Raw genomic sequence first — 16,286 nt, forward strand, 5'->3', positions numbered from 1 at the left:
CCCAATATCCCACAAGATCAAGCGTCGGCCCATCGCCGCAGCAGATTGTGATACACGCCGGTCAACCGGATGACCTGCGCATTGTCATGGCCCAGTTCGCCCGCCAGCGCCTGAACGCTGCTGTCGAGATCGAAGAGCATCTGCCGCGCGGCATCGTCCCGCACCATGGATTGTAGCCAGAAGAAGCTGGCCACCCGCCGCCCCCGCGTCACCGGTTCCACCCGATGCAGCGACGATGACGGATAGAGCACCGCATGGCCGGCCGGCAGCTTCACCTGCTGCACGCCGAAATTGGTCTCGACCGTCAGTTCGCCGCCGTCATAGCTGCCGGGCTCCTCCAGGAAGACGGTGATCGACAGGTCCGAGCGCACGCGAAAGCCCGTGCCGGCCTGCATCCGCACTGCATTGTCCACATGGGTGCCGAAGGCCTGACCGCCCGCATAGCTGTTGAACAGCGGCGGGAAGACCTTGAGCGGCAACGCGGCGGCAATGAACAGGGGCGAGCGGCCCAGAGCATCCAGCACGATCTGCCCTGCCTGCTTCGCTTCGGCGCAATCCTCCGGCAGTTGCAGGTTGCGCTTGGCGAGCGCGGACTGGTGGCCGGAGGTGACATTGCCGTCGACCCACTGCGCCGCGTCGATCAGCGCGCGGACCCGGGCGACGGCCTGGCCATCCAGCAGTTCGGGGATGACGGTCAGCATGCCGATGAACCTGGACAGGCACGGATGAAGCGGAAGCGGCCCATTGCCGTCACGCCGCCCCGCCGCGCAGGACGAAGGGAATTTCGACCACGCCCTTGACCCGAACCGCCTGGCCATCGCGCAGCACGGGTTTCCAGCGCCAGCCGCGCACCGCGTCGCGCGCCGCATTGTCGAGCCGGGGAAAACCGCTGCTCTGCGCGATGGAGAGATTCTCCACCGCGCCATCCAGACCCAGCGTCAGAGCGAGAACGACGGTCCCCTGTTCGCGCCTGCGACGGCTCTCCACCGGATAGCGGGGCGGCTTGCCGGCGATCATCTGCGCGCCCAGGTCGCCGCCCTGGACCAGGCTCGATCCCATGGATGCGGCGGGCGGCGCGGGGGGTGAGGAAAGCGCGACGGGAGGAGCAGGCGGCGCAGGCGGCACGATCTCGGGCGTGGTCGCCACGGCCGGCGCCGGCGGCTGGGGCACTTTCACCAATGGCGGCGGCGCGACGATCTTGGTCTGCGGCGGGGGTGGCGGGGCCTCCGCGGATGGAGGCGGAGGAGGCGGTGGCATGAGGTTCACGACCGACAGGCGCGCCTCTCGCACGCGCTGCGCATGATGCCGGACCTGGACCAGCGCGGCGATAAGGACGGCATGAAGCAGGATGATAACAAGAATGGCTGGAACATTCGGCCCACGCCGCGCGCCGTAGCGGGCGGGAGCAGCCTCGAATCGAACGGGTGCGCTGGGGACGGAGAGCGGAACGGCGGGGGATGGGACGATCGCGTCATCCGCCGCCTCTTCAACATATCCATCTGCTACGCGAAGCATGCCAGATCCCCTTTGCCGCCCTGCCGGCGAAACCGGTCCATAACGCGAATCCTAATGCTACTCAATCGCATCTTTACCATGGGACCGGACGGGTGGCGACCCGAGGAGGATAGGAGTGCATCGCCACCCGCCCGTTTCCCCCGGCAAGGGACGAGTGCCGGGGGATAGGGATCGGTCAGAACATATAGTTGAGGCTGAACACCGCCGACCGGGTCGGGGCAGGCTGCGCCCAGCTGTTATTGATGTTGTTGCGCACCGTCGTCACATATTTCTCATTGGTGAAGTTCTGCACATTCACCTGCGCCTTCAGATTCTCCGTGATCGGGTAGGAGGCCATGAAACGGTGGATCGTGTAGCTTGGCACCCGGTAGCCGACATAGCTGTTGGCGACCAGTTGGGCGAGCGACGGCTGGTTCAGCAGGAAGCTGCCCTGATAGGTCAGGCCATAGCCCAGTTCCAGGCCGAAGCCGAAGCGGTAGGTCGTGAACAGACTGCCCGAATGCTTCGGGGTATTGGTCAGCGCGTAACCAGCCGTCGGATCAAGGAAGGTCGTGCTGTTGGCGCAGGTGCCGGCGGCCGGGTCGGTCGCGCCCGGATGAGCGAGGCAATAGTCGGAAACGCCCTGCTTGATCTTGCTCTTGAGATACATGTAGTTGGCGGAAATCGTCCAGTTGCTGGTGATGTTGCCCGACGCGCCGAAGGACACGCCCTCCACCCGCTGGCGGCCGTCCGTCGCCTGATCGGGCAGCAGCGGATCGCCCGACACCACCTTGATCTGGTTGCGGTCGTTGCGGAACAGCGCGAGTGTCAGCAGCAACTGCTTGTCGAACAGGTCGGCCTTGGCGCCGATCTCGTAATTCTTCGTGGTTTCCGGCCTGACATTGCAGGTGCCGCTGCCGCCCGCGGCATTGTCCGCGGTGCAGCTTCCGTCGACCGACGATTTGGACGGCAGCTTGGAGTTGCCGAAAGCGACATAAAGGCTGGTGTCCGGCGTCGGCTTCACGACCGCGCCGATGCGGAAGGAAAAGAGATTGTCGTCCACCTCCAGCCGAGTGCCGACCGTGCTGATCTGGCCAAGCTGCGCCGAACCGCCCGTCGTGTTGTAGGTGAAGGTGCGGTTGAAGCCCTTGACCTTCTCATAGCGGACGCCGCCGTTGATCTCGAACCAGTCGGTGAACTTCATCGTATCGAACAGATAGGCGGCATAGCTGGTCTGTTCCCCGACATTATGCGTGCCCAGGATGAAGTTGACCGGCCCGACATAATTGTTGCTGCCATAGACGCGGGCTAGGCCGGTGGTGGCCGCCGGGCCGACGATGCCGGACGACGGATCGGCGATGTTCACCAGCGGCAGGTAGAAACCAAGGCTGGCGGCGGCGCTATAGGCCGGATTGGCGGCGCCGGCGCCGGTGGCAGGCGCGGTGAAAGGCGCGGCATAGGGATCGAATCCGTTGGCGCTGCGGCCCAGGCTGCCCTGCAACTGGTCGTAGCGCTCCCACAGGGCCGAACCGCCGACGACCAGCGTATGGCCGATGCCGCCGGTGCCGAAATCGGCGCTGAGGTCGATCTGGTTATAGGCGGTTTCATTGGTGATGAAGCGCTGGTTGCCGCGGCCGCCGATCGGCAGGTAATAGCCGACCGGAATGGTGAGCGTTTCGCCGGCGGCGGTCGTGCCGATGCGCTGGGTGCATGCGCCGCCGGTGTCCGGATTGAAGCCGCCCGCCGTTCCGTTGTCGAGGCAGAAGACGCCGTTCGGCTGGCTGGTCACCGTATCCTGGCGGATATGTTCGTACCGCGTCAGGTTGCGGACCTTGACCGTATCGCTGAAGGCATGGCTGAAGATCGCCTGCAGCGACTTGGTCTTGCTGTCCTGGCGGTCGATATTGGCGAAGCCGTAATAGCCCGACCGGTCGAACTGGTCGACGATGCCCCCCAGCGCCGGGAAGTAGCGGATGCCATATTGCGGCATCGCCTTGTCATCCAGATATTCGCCCTGCAGCGTCAGGCTGGTGGGGCTGTCGATGCCGATGGTGATCGCGGGCGCCACGCCCCAGCGCTCATAATCCTCGACATCGCGGCCCGGCACATCGTTGCGGTGATAGACGGCGTTGAGGCGCACGGCGATCAGGTCGTTGACGCGCTTGTTCGCGTCGATGGTCGCCCGATAATAATTGTCCGTGCCGATCCCGGCGTTCAGGATCGTCTTGTCGTCGGCCAGCGGACGCTTCGTCACCAGGTTGATCGTGCCAGCGACCGAACCGCCGCCGTTCATGACCGAATTGGCGCCGTTGGTGACTTCGACCTGCTCGATATTATAGACTTCGTTGCGGTTCAGGAACGCGCCGGAACGCACGCCGTCGACCGTGACGTCGTTCTTCGCGTCCTGCCCGCGCAGGATGATGCGGTCGCCATAGCCGAAGCCGCCCTCGCCCGCGCCGAAGGTGATGCCGGGAACGGTCGACAGCACGTCGCGCAGGGTCAGCAGGTTCTGCTGCTGGATGGTTTCCTTGCCGATCACCGTGATGGTCTGCGGCGTATCGAGCAGCGGCCGGGTATATTTGGGCGATTCCGCCTTTTCGACCTTGATGGGCGATTCCTCGATCGCCGTGTCGGTGACCGTCATCCCGCCAAGCTTGGCGCCCTGCGCTGCATCCTGCGCCTGCGCCTGCGCCTGCGCCTGCGCGGACGAGGCAAAGGCAATCGCGCCGACGCAACTCAGCGCCAGGAAGGACGGTCGTGACAGTGCTTTGGACATGGAAACAGAACCCCTTTCTTGAACCTTGAGGGGTCTGCTATTGCGACTTGTTCGCAGAGTCAACGCTATTGCGAGTAATTATTATTTTATGATCGTATATTATCGTTGAAAAGCCAGCATCTTATCGCGCTCGCCAGATTGGGCGGATCGGCCGCAGCCATGCGCGCGACATCGATGCGCGCGATCAAGGCGTTGACGGGCAAACCCTCCCGCAGGGCGGCCGCGCGCAGGGCTTGCCAGAATATCGGTTCCAGGCTGATCGCGGTCTGATGGCCCGCAATCGTCACGCTGCGCTTGACGGGCGGAGCGAAGGGCGATGCCGCCGGCGCCGAAGCGTCAATGGAAGGCCCCTCGCCTTCCATCAGTACATATGCTGGCCGCCGTTGATCGACAGCGTGCTGCCGGTCACGAAGCCCGCCTCCTCGCTGCAGAAGAAGGCGACGCCGCGGGCGATCTCATCGGCATGGCCCAGACGGCCGACCGGGATCTTGGCGACGATCTTTTCCAGCACCGCCTGCGGCACCGCCGCGACCATGTCGGTGTCGATATAGCCCGGCGCGATCGCATTGACGGTGACGCCATATTTCGCGCCTTCCTGCGCCAGCGCCTTGGTGAAGCCATGGATGCCGGACTTGGCGGCCGCATAGTTGACCTGGCCATATTGGCCCGCCTGCCCGTTGATCGATCCGATATTGACGAAACGGCCCCAGCCGCGCTCCCGCATCCCGCCGAAGGTCGCCTTGGCCATGTTGAAGCAACCGCCCAGATTGATGCGCATCACCTCGTTCCAGTCGTCGAAGCTCATCTTCGCCAGCACGCCGTCGCGGGTGATGCCCGCATTGTTGACGACGACGTCGATCGGCCCCAGCGCCTCGGCCACCTGCGCGCAACCGTCCAGACAGGCCTGGTGATCGCCCACGTCCCATTTGAAGGACGCTATGCCCGTCTTGTCCGAAAAGGCCTGCGCCTTGGCGTCGTTGCCGGCATAGTTGGCGGCGACCGTGAACCCCATCTCCTTGAGCGCCAGGCTGATCGCCTCGCCAATTCCCCGCGTTCCGCCCGTGACGACTGCAACCTTGCTCATAGTGGCTCTCCTCAAAGAATATTGACGGGACGAAACTTACCTCTCCAACCAGCCGGCCAGTTCGCGACGGGCCAGAGTCTCGTACAGATTCATAGCGTCCGGGGAGGCGTTCAAACAACTCAAATGGACAAAATTATTGCCACCGGAAGCGATAAAATCCTCTTTGCCGCGAATGGCGATTTCCTCTAGGGTTTCCAGGCAATCCGCCGAGAAGCCGGGGGTCAGGACGGCAACATTCCGGACATTTTCCGAAGGGAGCTGCCGCAGCACCGCATCGGTTGCCGGGCCCAGCCATTTCGCGGGGCCGAAACGCGATTGGAAGGTGACCCGGACCTCCCGCCCCAGAGCCTCGCCCAGCAGCCTTGCGCTTTCGACGCACTGGTCGCGATAGGGATCGCCCAATTGCCGCGTTCGCTCCGGCATGCCGTGGAAGCTGGCGATCAGCAGGTCCGGCGCGAAATCCAGGTTGGCGAGCTGCGCCTGGGTCGATGCGCGCAGCGCCTCGATATAGGCGGGATCGGCATGATAGGGCGGCAGCGTGCGGATCGCCGGCTGCGCCCGCATCTTCGCCAGAGCCGCATAGGCGGCATCGAGCGCGGTGGCCGTCGTCGCCGCGCAATATTGGGGATAGAGCGGAGCCAGCAGGATGCGGTCGCACCCTGCGGCGACCATCGCCTCCAGCCGCGCGCCGATCGCCGGATTGCCATAGCGCATCGCCCAATCGACCATCGCGCCGGCGCCCATCCGCTCCTGAAGCCCGCGGGCGGCGTCGCGCGTATAGACGGCGAGCGGCGATCCCTCCTTCATCCACACCTGCCGATAGGCATGGGCGGATTTCTTCGGACGGGTCAGCAGGATCGGGCCGCGCAGGATCGGCTGCCACAGCAGTTGCGGAATTTCCACGACGCGCCGGTCGGAAAGGAATTCGGCCAGATAGCGCCGCACCGATGCCGGGTCGGGACCGTCGGGCGTGCCCAGATTGATGAGGAGAAGGCCGATCTTGCCCAAGAATTTCACCCTTCCATCAGCAGGGGCAGGGTGCGGAAACGCCGCCCCGCCGTGGTGAACAGCGCATTGGCGACGGCGGGCGCCACCAGCGGCGCGCCCAGGTCTGTCAGCCCGGCGGGAGGCGCGGTGCTGCGGATCAGTTCGACCGTCACTTCCCCGACATCGCCCAGCCGCGGCAGACCCATGCGGCCCAGCATCGCCCGCGTCGGCATGCCCTTCGCATAGGGGACGGACGCCCCCATGGCGAATGCCAGCCCATGGATCAGGCCGCTTTCGACCTGCTGCCGGGCAATGTCCGGATTGACCTGATCCCCGCCGTCCACCGCGGCGACGATCCGTGAGACCTGCAACTTGCCCTCCGCCATGCCCGCCTCCACCATCACGGCGATGAAGGCGCCGTTCATCACATGCGCCGCCAGTCCCTGCCCGCTTCCTTCTATGCCGCCCTGCCAGCCGCCCATGGCGCCGACGGTGGTCAGGCAATGCGCCAGCCGGGGATTGCCGCCCAGCATCTGGATACGAAAGGACATCGCCTCCATCTGCGCCTGATGCGCCAGCTCGTCCATGAAACTTTCGGTGAAGAAGGCGCCGTGCAGATGCGCGTTGCCACGTGCGAACCCCAGCGGCAGGCCGACATCGGCGGGGAAGTGATCGACCGCCCAGTTGGGCACCGCATAGGGCAGCTCCATGCCCGCCACCGCCAGCCGGGTGGACGTGCCTGACGCATCGGCGCCGGCCTCGTGCGGCAGCTTGCCATGGGCGATGCGCGCCCATGTCTGGGTCAGGGCGCAGGGGGCGGCGACCTTCGCGGACCAGCCTTCGATCGCGCCGTTGCGGCCCAGCTTGCCCGCCATGCGCGCATGGGCGGGGGCGCTGGGCCTGTCCTGGATCACATCCTCCAGCCGCGACCAGAGCAGTTGCACCGGCCGCCCCATCTCGCGGGAGAGGAGCGCGGCCTGCACGCCGGCCTCGAAATCCATGCGGCGGCCATAGCCTCCGCCGGCATGCAGCGGGTAGAGCGTCACCGCTTCCGCCGACAGCCCCAGCGCGCGGGCGATGGCGGCACGGGCCAGGCCGGGCGCCTGCGTCGCCATCCATATTTCCGCGCTGTCCTCGCCGATCCGGGCGGTGGCGCACATCGGCTCCAGCGCCAGATGCAGGCCCGGCCGCACCCGATATTCGCTGGCAAGGATGGTCGCATCCCCGAACAGCGGCTGCGGATCGCCCTGCGCATAGAGCCGTTCGCCGGAGCCGGAAAAGGCCTGCTCCAGCGCCGCCTCCATCCCGGTGCTGTCCACCGGCCTGCCGGAAAGCGCGAAGACCGGATCGGCCAGATCGAGCGCCTTGTTCGCCGCCCACCAGTTGCTGGCGACCGCCGCGACCCACCGGTCCCGCCGCACCAGCTTCAGGAAGCCGGTGACGGATTTCGCCGCGCCCTCGTTGACGCTTTTCAGCACGGCATCCCCGATCGGCCCCTGCCGGATGGAGGCGAAGACCATGTCGGGCAGGCGGATGTCGGCGGCGAAATTATGGCTGCCGTCGATCTTGGACGGGGTGTCCAGCCGGGGAAGCTCCTGCCCCGCCAGCCGGTCCACCTCCGCCTGGCGGAAGGGCAATATCTCGGGCAGGTCGAAGGTCGCGGCATCCTCCACCACCTCGCCCAGCTTCAACCGGCGCTGCCCGCCGTCGGAAATGATGCCGTTCTGGATGTCGCAGCTTTCCCAGGCGACGTCCCAGCGCGCCGCCGCCGCCTTGCACAGCAGCACCCGCGCCGCCGCGCCTGCCTCCCGATAGGGCTGGTGGAACATCGGCACCGACGTGCCCGCGCCCGTCAGCATCAGGGCGCGGCGGGTCGCATATTGATCGATGGTCCATTCGCCCGCCTCGCCCGCCAGCCGGCTCCAGTCATTGGCCAGCCATTCGCGCGCCAGCAGGATATTGGCGTAGAGCGGCCCGATCGGCGCGCTCTGCACGCCGACGGTCCGCCAGTCCGCGCCCAGTTCGTCGGCCAGTATCTGCGGCAGAAGGGTCGTGACCCCCTGCCCCATCTCGGTCTGGGGCACGATGACGACGACCTGGCCAGACCGGTCGATCTTCAGGAAAGCGTTGAACGCGGTCTCGCCCGGCGCGGTGTTGAGACTGGCGCGATAGGAGCGCGGCCATATGGCCCATGCCAGCAGCAGCCCCACCGTGGCACCCCCGCCGACCAGCAGGGTGCGCCGGTCCAAACCCTTTTTCGTCTGCTGACCCTGCTTCCGCGGTGCGCGCCCCATGCCATCGCTGATAGAGGGGCTTGGAAGCTCTGCAAAGCCCTATTGCGCCCGAAGGTTCAGGCGACGGGCCTGAGCTGGAGCCGGCGTATCTCGATGGCGGGGCAGCGATCCATCACCACCTTGAGCCCGGCCGCCTCGGCCCGGGCCGCCGCGGCCTCATCGACCACGGCCAACTGCATCCAGACCGCCTTGGCCCCTGCCGCTATGGCATCGTCCACGACCTCCCCCGCGGCGTCGCTTCGGCGGAAGATGTCGACCATGTCGATCGGCACGCCGATGTCGGACAGGCTGGCCCAGACGAATTCGCCATGGACATGCTCGCCCGCGATCTGCGGATTGACGGGCAGCACGCGATAGCCGTGATCCTGAAGGGTCTTCATCACGCCATAGCTCGGCCGGTCGGGCCGGTCGGAAATGCCGACCAGCGCTATGGTGCGGGTTTCGTTCAACAGATCGGCTATATCCTGCGCATCGGTAAGCGGCATGAGGGGTCCTCCATATTCGCGAGACATGGGAAGGACGCTGGAGAGGCGCAAGCCGTTCCCTCCAACCCCTTCATCCCCACGGAAGCCGGGATCTCAGGCGATAGGGCATGGAGTAGTCTCACGAGGTCCGGCTATCGCCGGGATGACGAAAGAAGGAACAGGGTGAAGACGTCAGCGCCCACCCCGCAGCCACGCAACGACCTTCTCCGCAATCGTGCGGAAAGCCACACCATGCGCGTCGTCCCCCGCCGCCGGAGGATCGCCCGCATCGGACCGGCGGCGAATGTCGATGGCGAGCGGTATCCGGCCAAGGAAGGGCATCCCCATTTCCCCGGCGGCCGCTTCCGCGCCGCCCTGACCGAAGGGGTCCGACACTTCCCCGCAATGGGGGCAGGCATAGCCCGCCATATTCTCGACCAGGCCGATCATCGGCACCTGCGTCTGCTCGAACAGGCTCACCGCGCGTACCGCGTCGATCAGCGCCAGGTCCTGCGGCGTCGAGACGATCACGGCCCCGGCCGGCTTGTGCTTCTGCACCATCGACAGCTGCACGTCGCCCGTGCCCGGCGGCATGTCGACGATCAGCAGCTCCGCATCGCCCCAATCCGCCTCGATCAGCTGGGCCAGCGCATTTCCCGCCATCGGCCCGCGCCAGGCGAGCGCCTTGCCCGGCTCGACCAGATGGCCCATGGAAAGCATCGGAACGCCAAAGGGGCTCTGCACCGGGATGAGCTGCTTGTCCTTCGCCTGCGGCTTCCTGTCCTCGCTGGCCATCAGCCGCGCCTGCGACGGGCCGTAAATATCGGCGTCGACCAGCCCGACCTTCACCCCCAGCCTTTGCAGCGCGACGGCGAGATTGGCCGACAGCGTGGATTTGCCCACCCCGCCCTTGCCCGATGCGACGGCGACGATCTTCAGCGGCCTGCGCTCGGCCGTCATGGCGATGCGCACATCCTCGACGCCGGGCACGGTCAGCGCGCCCTCCCGGATCGCGGCGGCCACGGCGTCGCGCTGATCGGACGACAGGCCCGCCACGTCCAGCACCAGCGACATCACCCCGTCCTTCAGGCGCGGCGCGCTGGCGCGGCCGTCGGTCAGCGTTTTGAGGCGAGCGGCGAAATCTTCAAGCTGGGTCATGGCAGGCCATCTAGGGACTTTCCCCGTCCGGCGAAACCGGCAGGCCGCCGTTTTTCTTGGCCATCGACATCATTCGAAACAATAATCGTTGCGAAGGGCACTGTTTTTCGCCGGAGAGCCTACCTATAGAGAAGGCATGAAGAGATTTTTCGGGTGGATGCCGGGCATAGCGAGCGCCATGGCCCAGGGTCCGTGGGGCGGCAAGAGCGACGGTCCGGACGGCAATGACGGCCAGGGCAAGGGCGGCGAAGGCAAGGGCAGCGACGGGCCGCGCAACCCGTGGACCCAGCCGGGACGCCCCGGCGCCAAGGGCCCTTCCGCGATCGAGGAACTGCTCCGCCGCAGCAAGGAAAGCTTCGGCCAGGGGGGTGGCGGCTTCGGCAATCTGCCGCCCCGCCCATCCGGCAAGGCGCTGTGGCCGGCCGCCATCGGCATATTGGTGGTGCTGTGGCTGGTCCTGACCTGCTTCCACCGGGTCGGCCCGCAGGAACGCGGCGTCGTCACCCTGCTGGGCAAATACAGCCGCACCCTGTCCCCCGGCATCAGCCTGACGCTGCCTGCCCCGCTGGAAAATGTGACGACCGTCGACGTCGAGGAAATCCGCACCATCGACATCGGCTCGACGCGGGCGGAGAGCGAGAATCTGGTCCTGACCGGCGACCAGAACATCATCGACCTCGCCTATTCCGTGCGCTGGAACATCCGCAGCCCGGAACTCTATCTGTTCCAGCTTTCCGACCCTGACTCATCGGTGCGCGAAGTCGCCGAAAGCGCGATGCGCTCCGTCGTCGCCAGCGTCAGCCTGGAGGATGCGCTGGGCGCCGGCCGCACGGAGATCGAGCAGCAGGTCGAACAACGAATGCAGGAGATATTGGACGGCTACCGCTCGGGCATCCGCGTGCAGGGCGTTGCGATCAAGCAGGCCGATCCGCCGACCGCCGTCAACGATGCGTTCAAGGCGGTGTCCGCGGCGCAGCAGACGGCCCAGACCTATCTCAACGAAGCCCGCGCCGCCGCGCAGCAAGTGACCGCCAAGGCGCAGGGCGAAGCCGCCGCCTTCGACAAGGTCTATGAGCAGTACAGGCTCGCGCCCGACGTCACCCGCCGCCGCATGTATTATGAAACCATGGAGGGTGTCCTGTCGAACGTCGACAAGACCATCGTCGAAAGCGGCAATGTCACGCCCTATCTGCCCCTTCCCGAACTCAAGCGCCGGGCGCAGGGCGGCACCGCGCAGGGCAGCGCGACCGTGGAGGGCCAGTGATGCAGAACCTCGTCCGCCATCCCGTCGCGCTGGCGCTGCTGGCCATCGCCGCGCTGCTGCTGATCGGCAGCACCATCGCCATCGTGCCTGAAACCAAGCAGGGCGTGATCGTGCGCTTCGGCGATCCCAAGAAGATCATCAACCGCTATCGCCCCAGCGAGGATTTCGGCAAGACGGGCGCGGGGATCATCCTGCGCTGGCCGTTCATCGACCAGATCGTCTGGATCGACAAGCGCGTCCTGTCGGTGGAGATGGAGCGGCAGCAGGTGCTGTCCACCGACCAGCTCCGGCTTCAGGTCGACGCCTTCGCCCGTTACCGCATCGTCGATCCGCTGCGCATGTATATCGCGGCGGGCAGCGAGGAGCGGGTGTCGGACGCCCTGCGCCCGATATTGGGCTCCGCGCTGCGCAACGAACTGGGCAAGCGGCCCTTCGCGGCGCTGCTCTCCCCCGAGCGGGGCCAAGTGATGGACAATATCGAGGCGGGCCTGAACCGCGTCGCCCGGCAATATGGCGCGCAGATCGTCGATGTGCGGATCAAGCGGGCCGACCTGCCCGACGGCGCGCCGCTGGAAAGCGCCTTCACCCGCATGCGCACGGCGCGGGAACAGGAAGCGCTCACCATCCGCGCTCAGGGCGCCAAGCAGGCGCAGATCATCCGCGCGGAGGCGGACGCCAACGCCGCCCGCATCTATTCGGAAAGCTTCGGCAAGGACGCCCAGTTCTACGATTTCTATCGCGCCATGCAGGCCTATCGCTATACTTTCGCTCCGGACCGGCAGGGGTCGACCACCATGGTCCTCTCCCGCGACAATGATTTCCTGAAGCAGTTCCAGGGGCGTTGATTTCATTACGGAACCAGCGTCATTCAATGAGGGTTAAGGCAAGACGGCGCATCCCGCTCATCGCAGAGTCCCGCCTTTCCTTCGCAAGTTCATGAGAGGACCGTCACGAGTGCGTTACGCTTATGCCATTACCGGCGCCCTGCTGCTCGGCGGCACGGCCATCGCCGTCACGACCAGTTCCAATGTCGGCGCGCAGGTCGCGCAGAATGAAGGCATGCAGGCCGCCGCCCCCGCCGGCGCCCCGGCAAGCCTGGCCGACATGGTCGAGAAGCTGCAACCGGCCGTGGTCAACATTTCCACCAAGCAGCGCGTGCAGGTGCAGAATCCCTTCGCCGGCACGCCCTTTGGCGACCTGTTCGGCGCTCCGGGCGGAAGGCCGCAGACCCGTCAGGCGCAATCGCTGGGGTCGGGCTTCATCATCTCCGCCGACGGCTATATCGTCACCAACAACCATGTGGTGTCCGCCGGCGCCGAAGGGGCCAGCGTCGATTCCATCACCGTCACGCTGACCAATAGCGAGGAATATCCCGCCAAGCTGGTGGGCCGCGATCCCGCGACCGACATCGCCGTGCTCAAGATCGAGCCGAGGAAAGCCCTGCCCTTCGTGAAGTTCGGGGACAGCACCAAGGCGCGCGTGGGCGACTGGGTGATCGCCATCGGCAATCCCTTCGCCCTGTCGGGCACGGTGACGGCCGGCATCATTTCCGCCGTGCATCGCGGCACCGGCGGCACCTACGACAAGTTCATCCAGACCGACGCGTCGATCAACCAGGGCAATAGCGGCGGCCCGATGTTCGACATGCGCGGCAATGTGATCGGCATCAACAGCCAGATCCTTTCGCCCTCGGGCGGCAATGTCGGCATCGGCTTCGCCATCCCGTCGGAACAGGCGGCGCCCATCGTCGACACGCTGCGCAAGGGCCAGGCCGTCAAGCGCGGCTATCTGGGCATTCAGATCAGCCCGCTGGGCGAGGATCTGGCCGATTCCCTTGGCCTCGCCAAGAATCGCGGCGAATTCGTGCAGGGCGTGGAGCCTGGCAAGGGCGCCGACAAGGCCGGGATCAAGGCGGGCGACGTGATCGTCAGCGTCGCCGGCCAGGAAGTGACGCCGGACCAGAATCTCTCGTCCATCGTCGCCAACCAGCCGATCGGCGGACGCGTGCCGATCGTGCTGCTGCGCAATGGGCAGCGGCAGACGGTGACGGCCGTCGTGGGCGAACGCCCGTCCGAAGACGAACTCAACGCCTTCGCCCAGAGCCAGGATGAGGATTTCAGCCAGCAGCAGGAGAACCCCTCCAATAATGGCCAGGCCAGCCAGCAATCGCTGGGCATTTCGGCCATTCCGCTGACCTCGACCATCATCCGCCAGCTCGGCATCGCCGCCGATACGCGGGGTATCGTGATCACCGCCGTCGACGGCTCGACCGATGCAGGCGCCAAGGGCCTGCGCCGCGGCGACGTCATCATCACCGCGAACAACCGGCCCGTCGCGACCCAGGCGGACCTCGACGCGCAGGTGAAGGCGGTGTCGGCGCAGGGCCGCAGCGCGATCCTGCTCCAGGTGCTGCGGCGCGGCCAGCCCGCCGTGTTCCTGCCAGTGCGGCTGCGCGACAAATAAGCGCGCGCGCCGCACGACAGGCCCAGAGCTGAAAACCAGCCGATCGTTACGGGTCGCGCTTGCCGGAAGCCCTGCCTCGCCTCTACAAAGGGGACGGCAGACTCCGGTGGGCGCGGCCCGTCACCTTTTTGGGAGAATGACGCGAGATGAGCGACGGCATTTTCATCGGCCTTGGCGCGCCCGACAAGGACGGCGGCATCCCCCAGACGCTGAACCTGCGCCGGGCCAATCGCCATGGCCTGATCGCCGGCGCGACCGGCACGGGCAAGACCGTGACGCTCCAGGGCATAGCCGAAAGCTTCTCCGCACTGGGCGTGCCCGTCTTCCTCGCCGACGTGAAGGGCGACCTGGCGGGCATTGCCATGGCCGGCTCCCCCACCGCCAAAAATGCGGACAAGCTGGTGGCGCGGGCCAGGGAGATCGGCCTCGACAATTACAGCTATGCCGACAATCCCGCCATCTTCTGGGACTTGTACGGCGAGCAGGGCCATCCCGTCCGCACCACCGTCAGCGAGATGGGGCCGCTGCTGCTTTCCCGGCTGATGGACCTCAACGAAACGCAGGAGGGCGTGCTCTCCATCGCCTTCAAATATGCCGATGAGGAAGGGCTGCTGCTGCTCGACCTGGGCGACCTGCAGGCGATGCTGGCTTATTGCGCCGAAAATGCCGACAGCCTGTCCGCGCGCTACGGCAATGTGACCAAGGCCAGCGTCGGCGCGATCCAGCGGCAATTGCTCCAGCTCGAAAGCCAGGGCGGCGACCATTTCTTCGGGGAACCCGCGCTCGACATTCACGACATGCTGAAGGTCGATGAGAAGGGGCGCGGCTATGTGAACGTCCTCGCCGCCGACAGGCTGATGCAGAGCCCCAAGCTCTACGCCACCTTCCTGCTCTGGCTGCTCTCCGAACTGTTCGAGACGCTGCCCGAGGTGGGCGATCCGGACAAGCCGGTCCTCGTCTTCTTCTTCGACGAGGCGCATCTCCTCTTCGACGATGCGCCCAAGGCGCTGACCGACAAGATCGAACAGGTGGTGCGCCTGATCCGTTCCAAGGGCGTCGGCGTCTATTTCGTGACGCAGAACCCGATCGACATTCCGGAAGATGTGGCGGGCCAGCTTGGCAATCGGGTCCAGCACGCCCTGCGCGCCTTCACCCCCCGCGACCAGAAGGCGATCAAGGCAGCGGCGGAAACCTTCCGCGTCAATCCGGACCTGAACGTCGAAACCGCGATCACCGAACTCAAGGTGGGCGAGGCGCTGGTGTCGCTGCTGCAGGAGGACGGCTCGCCCGGCATCGTCCAGCGCACGTTGATCGCCCCGCCCCGGTCGCGCCTGGGCCCGCTTGATGCCAGGGAACGGGCGATCATCCAGTCCATATCGCCCTGCGCGGGCAAATATGACGCGACCGTCGATCGGGAGTCGGCCGAGGAAATCCTCGCCGCCCGGGGTCAGGCCGCCGCCGCCGCCGCGCAGGCCGCCAAGGCGCAGGCCGAAGCGGACAAGGCGGCCGCCGCCCAGGCCAAAATAGAGGCCAAGCAGCGCGAGGCCCAGCTAAAGGAACAGGCGCGGCAGGAAGCCGCCGCCGCCCGCGAAGCCGCCAGGCCCTCCTCCTTCGACAAGGCGATCCAGTCCGCGACCAGTTCCGCCGCCTCGTCCGTCGGGCGTCAGGTCGCCAATGAAATCGGCCGGGCGGTCTTCGGCGGGTCCAGCCGCAGGTCCGGCGGCATTGCGGGGCAACTGGTGCGCGGCATATTGGGCAGCCTGTTCAAATAATCGGGGAGACATGCCATGCGAAAGAGGATCATCTTCACCTTAGGCATCTTCACACGGGGCACCTTCACCCTGGGCATCTGCACCCTGGGTCTGGCGCCTGCCCTGCCCGCCCATGCACAGGATTATCGCGACCTGCGCCGCGCCACGGACGCCGCCATCGCCAGCGACATCGCCCGCGACCGTCAGGCCGAACGCGATGCCAGACGCCAACCCTATGTGTCGCCCGGCTACGGCCCGATCCAGACCGCCACGGCAGCCCGCAATGCCTGCGCGGCCAAGGCGCGGGAAGAGGCAGGACCGGGCGCGAAGGTCCTGGGACGGATCGCCGCCAGCACCATGTCCACCGGTTGGGAAGTGGAAGGCGAAGTCGGTCCGTTCGACGGCCGGCGGTCGGTGCCCTTCGTCTGCTCGGTGCGCAATGGATCGGTAAGCGGCATCCTGTTGCAGCCGGATCGATAGGGTTCGACCCCACCGACACGGAAAGCCTGCCCAGCCGAAAGCCGCCATGCCCAAGCGCATGGGGAACAGGC

At 66.3% G+C, this 16,286-nt stretch carries 14 protein-coding genes; 5 read left to right on the forward strand and 9 right to left on the reverse strand.

Going from position 1 to position 16,286, the window contains the following annotated elements; all coding sequences use genetic code 11:
- Positions 1-17 precede the first annotated feature (17 nt).
- The 9 genes from EWH10_RS06195 to EWH10_RS06235 all read right to left on the reverse strand — a co-directional run bounded on the left by EWH10_RS06195 (position 18) and on the right by EWH10_RS06235 (position 10,059).
- Complete coding sequence (locus EWH10_RS06195) at positions 18-701, reverse strand: Fe2+-dependent dioxygenase (RefSeq protein ID WP_044661653.1); 684 nt, start codon at positions 699-701, stop codon at positions 18-20.
- 49 nt (positions 702-750) lie between these two features.
- Entirely contained in the window at positions 751-1,515 is a 765-nt protein-coding gene (locus EWH10_RS06200; protein ID WP_044661652.1) for an energy transducer TonB, read from the reverse strand.
- A gap of 175 nt (positions 1,516-1,690) precedes the next feature.
- Complete coding sequence (locus tag EWH10_RS06205; RefSeq protein WP_065846484.1) at positions 1,691-4,270, reverse strand: TonB-dependent receptor; 2,580 nt, start codon at positions 4,268-4,270, stop codon at positions 1,691-1,693.
- An 86-nt stretch (positions 4,271-4,356) separates the two neighbouring features.
- Positions 4,357-4,632, reverse strand: coding sequence for a ribbon-helix-helix domain-containing protein (locus tag EWH10_RS06210; protein WP_044661650.1), 276 nt, complete (start codon positions 4,630-4,632; stop codon positions 4,357-4,359).
- Complete coding sequence (phbB, locus tag EWH10_RS06215; protein ID WP_025548750.1) at positions 4,632-5,354, reverse strand: acetoacetyl-CoA reductase; 723 nt, start codon at positions 5,352-5,354, stop codon at positions 4,632-4,634. Before phbB ends, EWH10_RS06210 begins: the two co-directional genes overlap by 1 nt.
- A 36-nt stretch (positions 5,355-5,390) precedes the next feature.
- The gene (hemH, locus tag EWH10_RS06220) at positions 5,391-6,362 is read right to left on the reverse strand and encodes a ferrochelatase (protein ID WP_044661649.1); all 972 of its coding nucleotides are present in this window, start codon (positions 6,360-6,362) and stop codon (positions 5,391-5,393) included.
- Between the two features lie 5 nt (positions 6,363-6,367).
- Complete coding sequence (locus tag EWH10_RS06225; protein WP_044661648.1) at positions 6,368-8,635, reverse strand: molybdopterin cofactor-binding domain-containing protein; 2,268 nt, start codon at positions 8,633-8,635, stop codon at positions 6,368-6,370.
- Positions 8,636-8,691: 56 nt separating this feature from the next.
- Positions 8,692-9,120: a CoA-binding protein gene (locus EWH10_RS06230; RefSeq protein WP_025548752.1), complete on the reverse strand. Its 429-nt coding sequence runs from the start codon at positions 9,118-9,120 to the stop codon at positions 8,692-8,694.
- 171 nt (positions 9,121-9,291) lie between these two features.
- Positions 9,292-10,059, reverse strand: coding sequence for an Mrp/NBP35 family ATP-binding protein (locus EWH10_RS06235; protein WP_226869663.1), 768 nt, complete (start codon positions 10,057-10,059; stop codon positions 9,292-9,294).
- Positions 10,060-10,393: 334 nt separating this feature from the next.
- Here EWH10_RS06235 and hflK point away from each other — a divergent pair, with 334 nt between their 5' ends.
- The 5 genes from hflK (at position 10,394) to EWH10_RS06260 (ending at position 16,215) form a co-directional block, all read left to right on the forward strand.
- Complete coding sequence (hflK, locus tag EWH10_RS06240; protein ID WP_025548756.1) at positions 10,394-11,521, forward strand: FtsH protease activity modulator HflK; 1,128 nt, start codon at positions 10,394-10,396, stop codon at positions 11,519-11,521.
- Positions 11,521-12,366 (forward strand): protease modulator HflC, encoded by an 846-nt coding sequence (gene hflC / locus EWH10_RS06245; protein ID WP_044661646.1) that lies wholly within the window; start codon positions 11,521-11,523, stop codon positions 12,364-12,366. The genes hflK and hflC overlap by 1 nt, the downstream gene beginning before the upstream one ends.
- A 109-nt stretch (positions 12,367-12,475) precedes the next feature.
- Complete coding sequence (locus EWH10_RS06250) at positions 12,476-13,984, forward strand: Do family serine endopeptidase (RefSeq protein WP_025548759.1); 1,509 nt, start codon at positions 12,476-12,478, stop codon at positions 13,982-13,984.
- A gap of 146 nt (positions 13,985-14,130) precedes the next feature.
- Entirely contained in the window at positions 14,131-15,756 is a 1,626-nt protein-coding gene (locus EWH10_RS06255; protein ID WP_044661645.1) for a helicase HerA-like domain-containing protein, read from the forward strand.
- A 15-nt stretch (positions 15,757-15,771) separates the two neighbouring features.
- Entirely contained in the window at positions 15,772-16,215 is a 444-nt protein-coding gene (locus EWH10_RS06260; RefSeq protein ID WP_044661644.1) for a hypothetical protein, read from the forward strand.
- The last annotated feature ends 71 nt before the right edge of the window (positions 16,216-16,286 follow it).

This window comes from Sphingobium fuliginis (genome assembly GCF_004152845.1).
GTDB lineage: Bacteria > Pseudomonadota > Alphaproteobacteria > Sphingomonadales > Sphingomonadaceae > Sphingobium > Sphingobium fuliginis.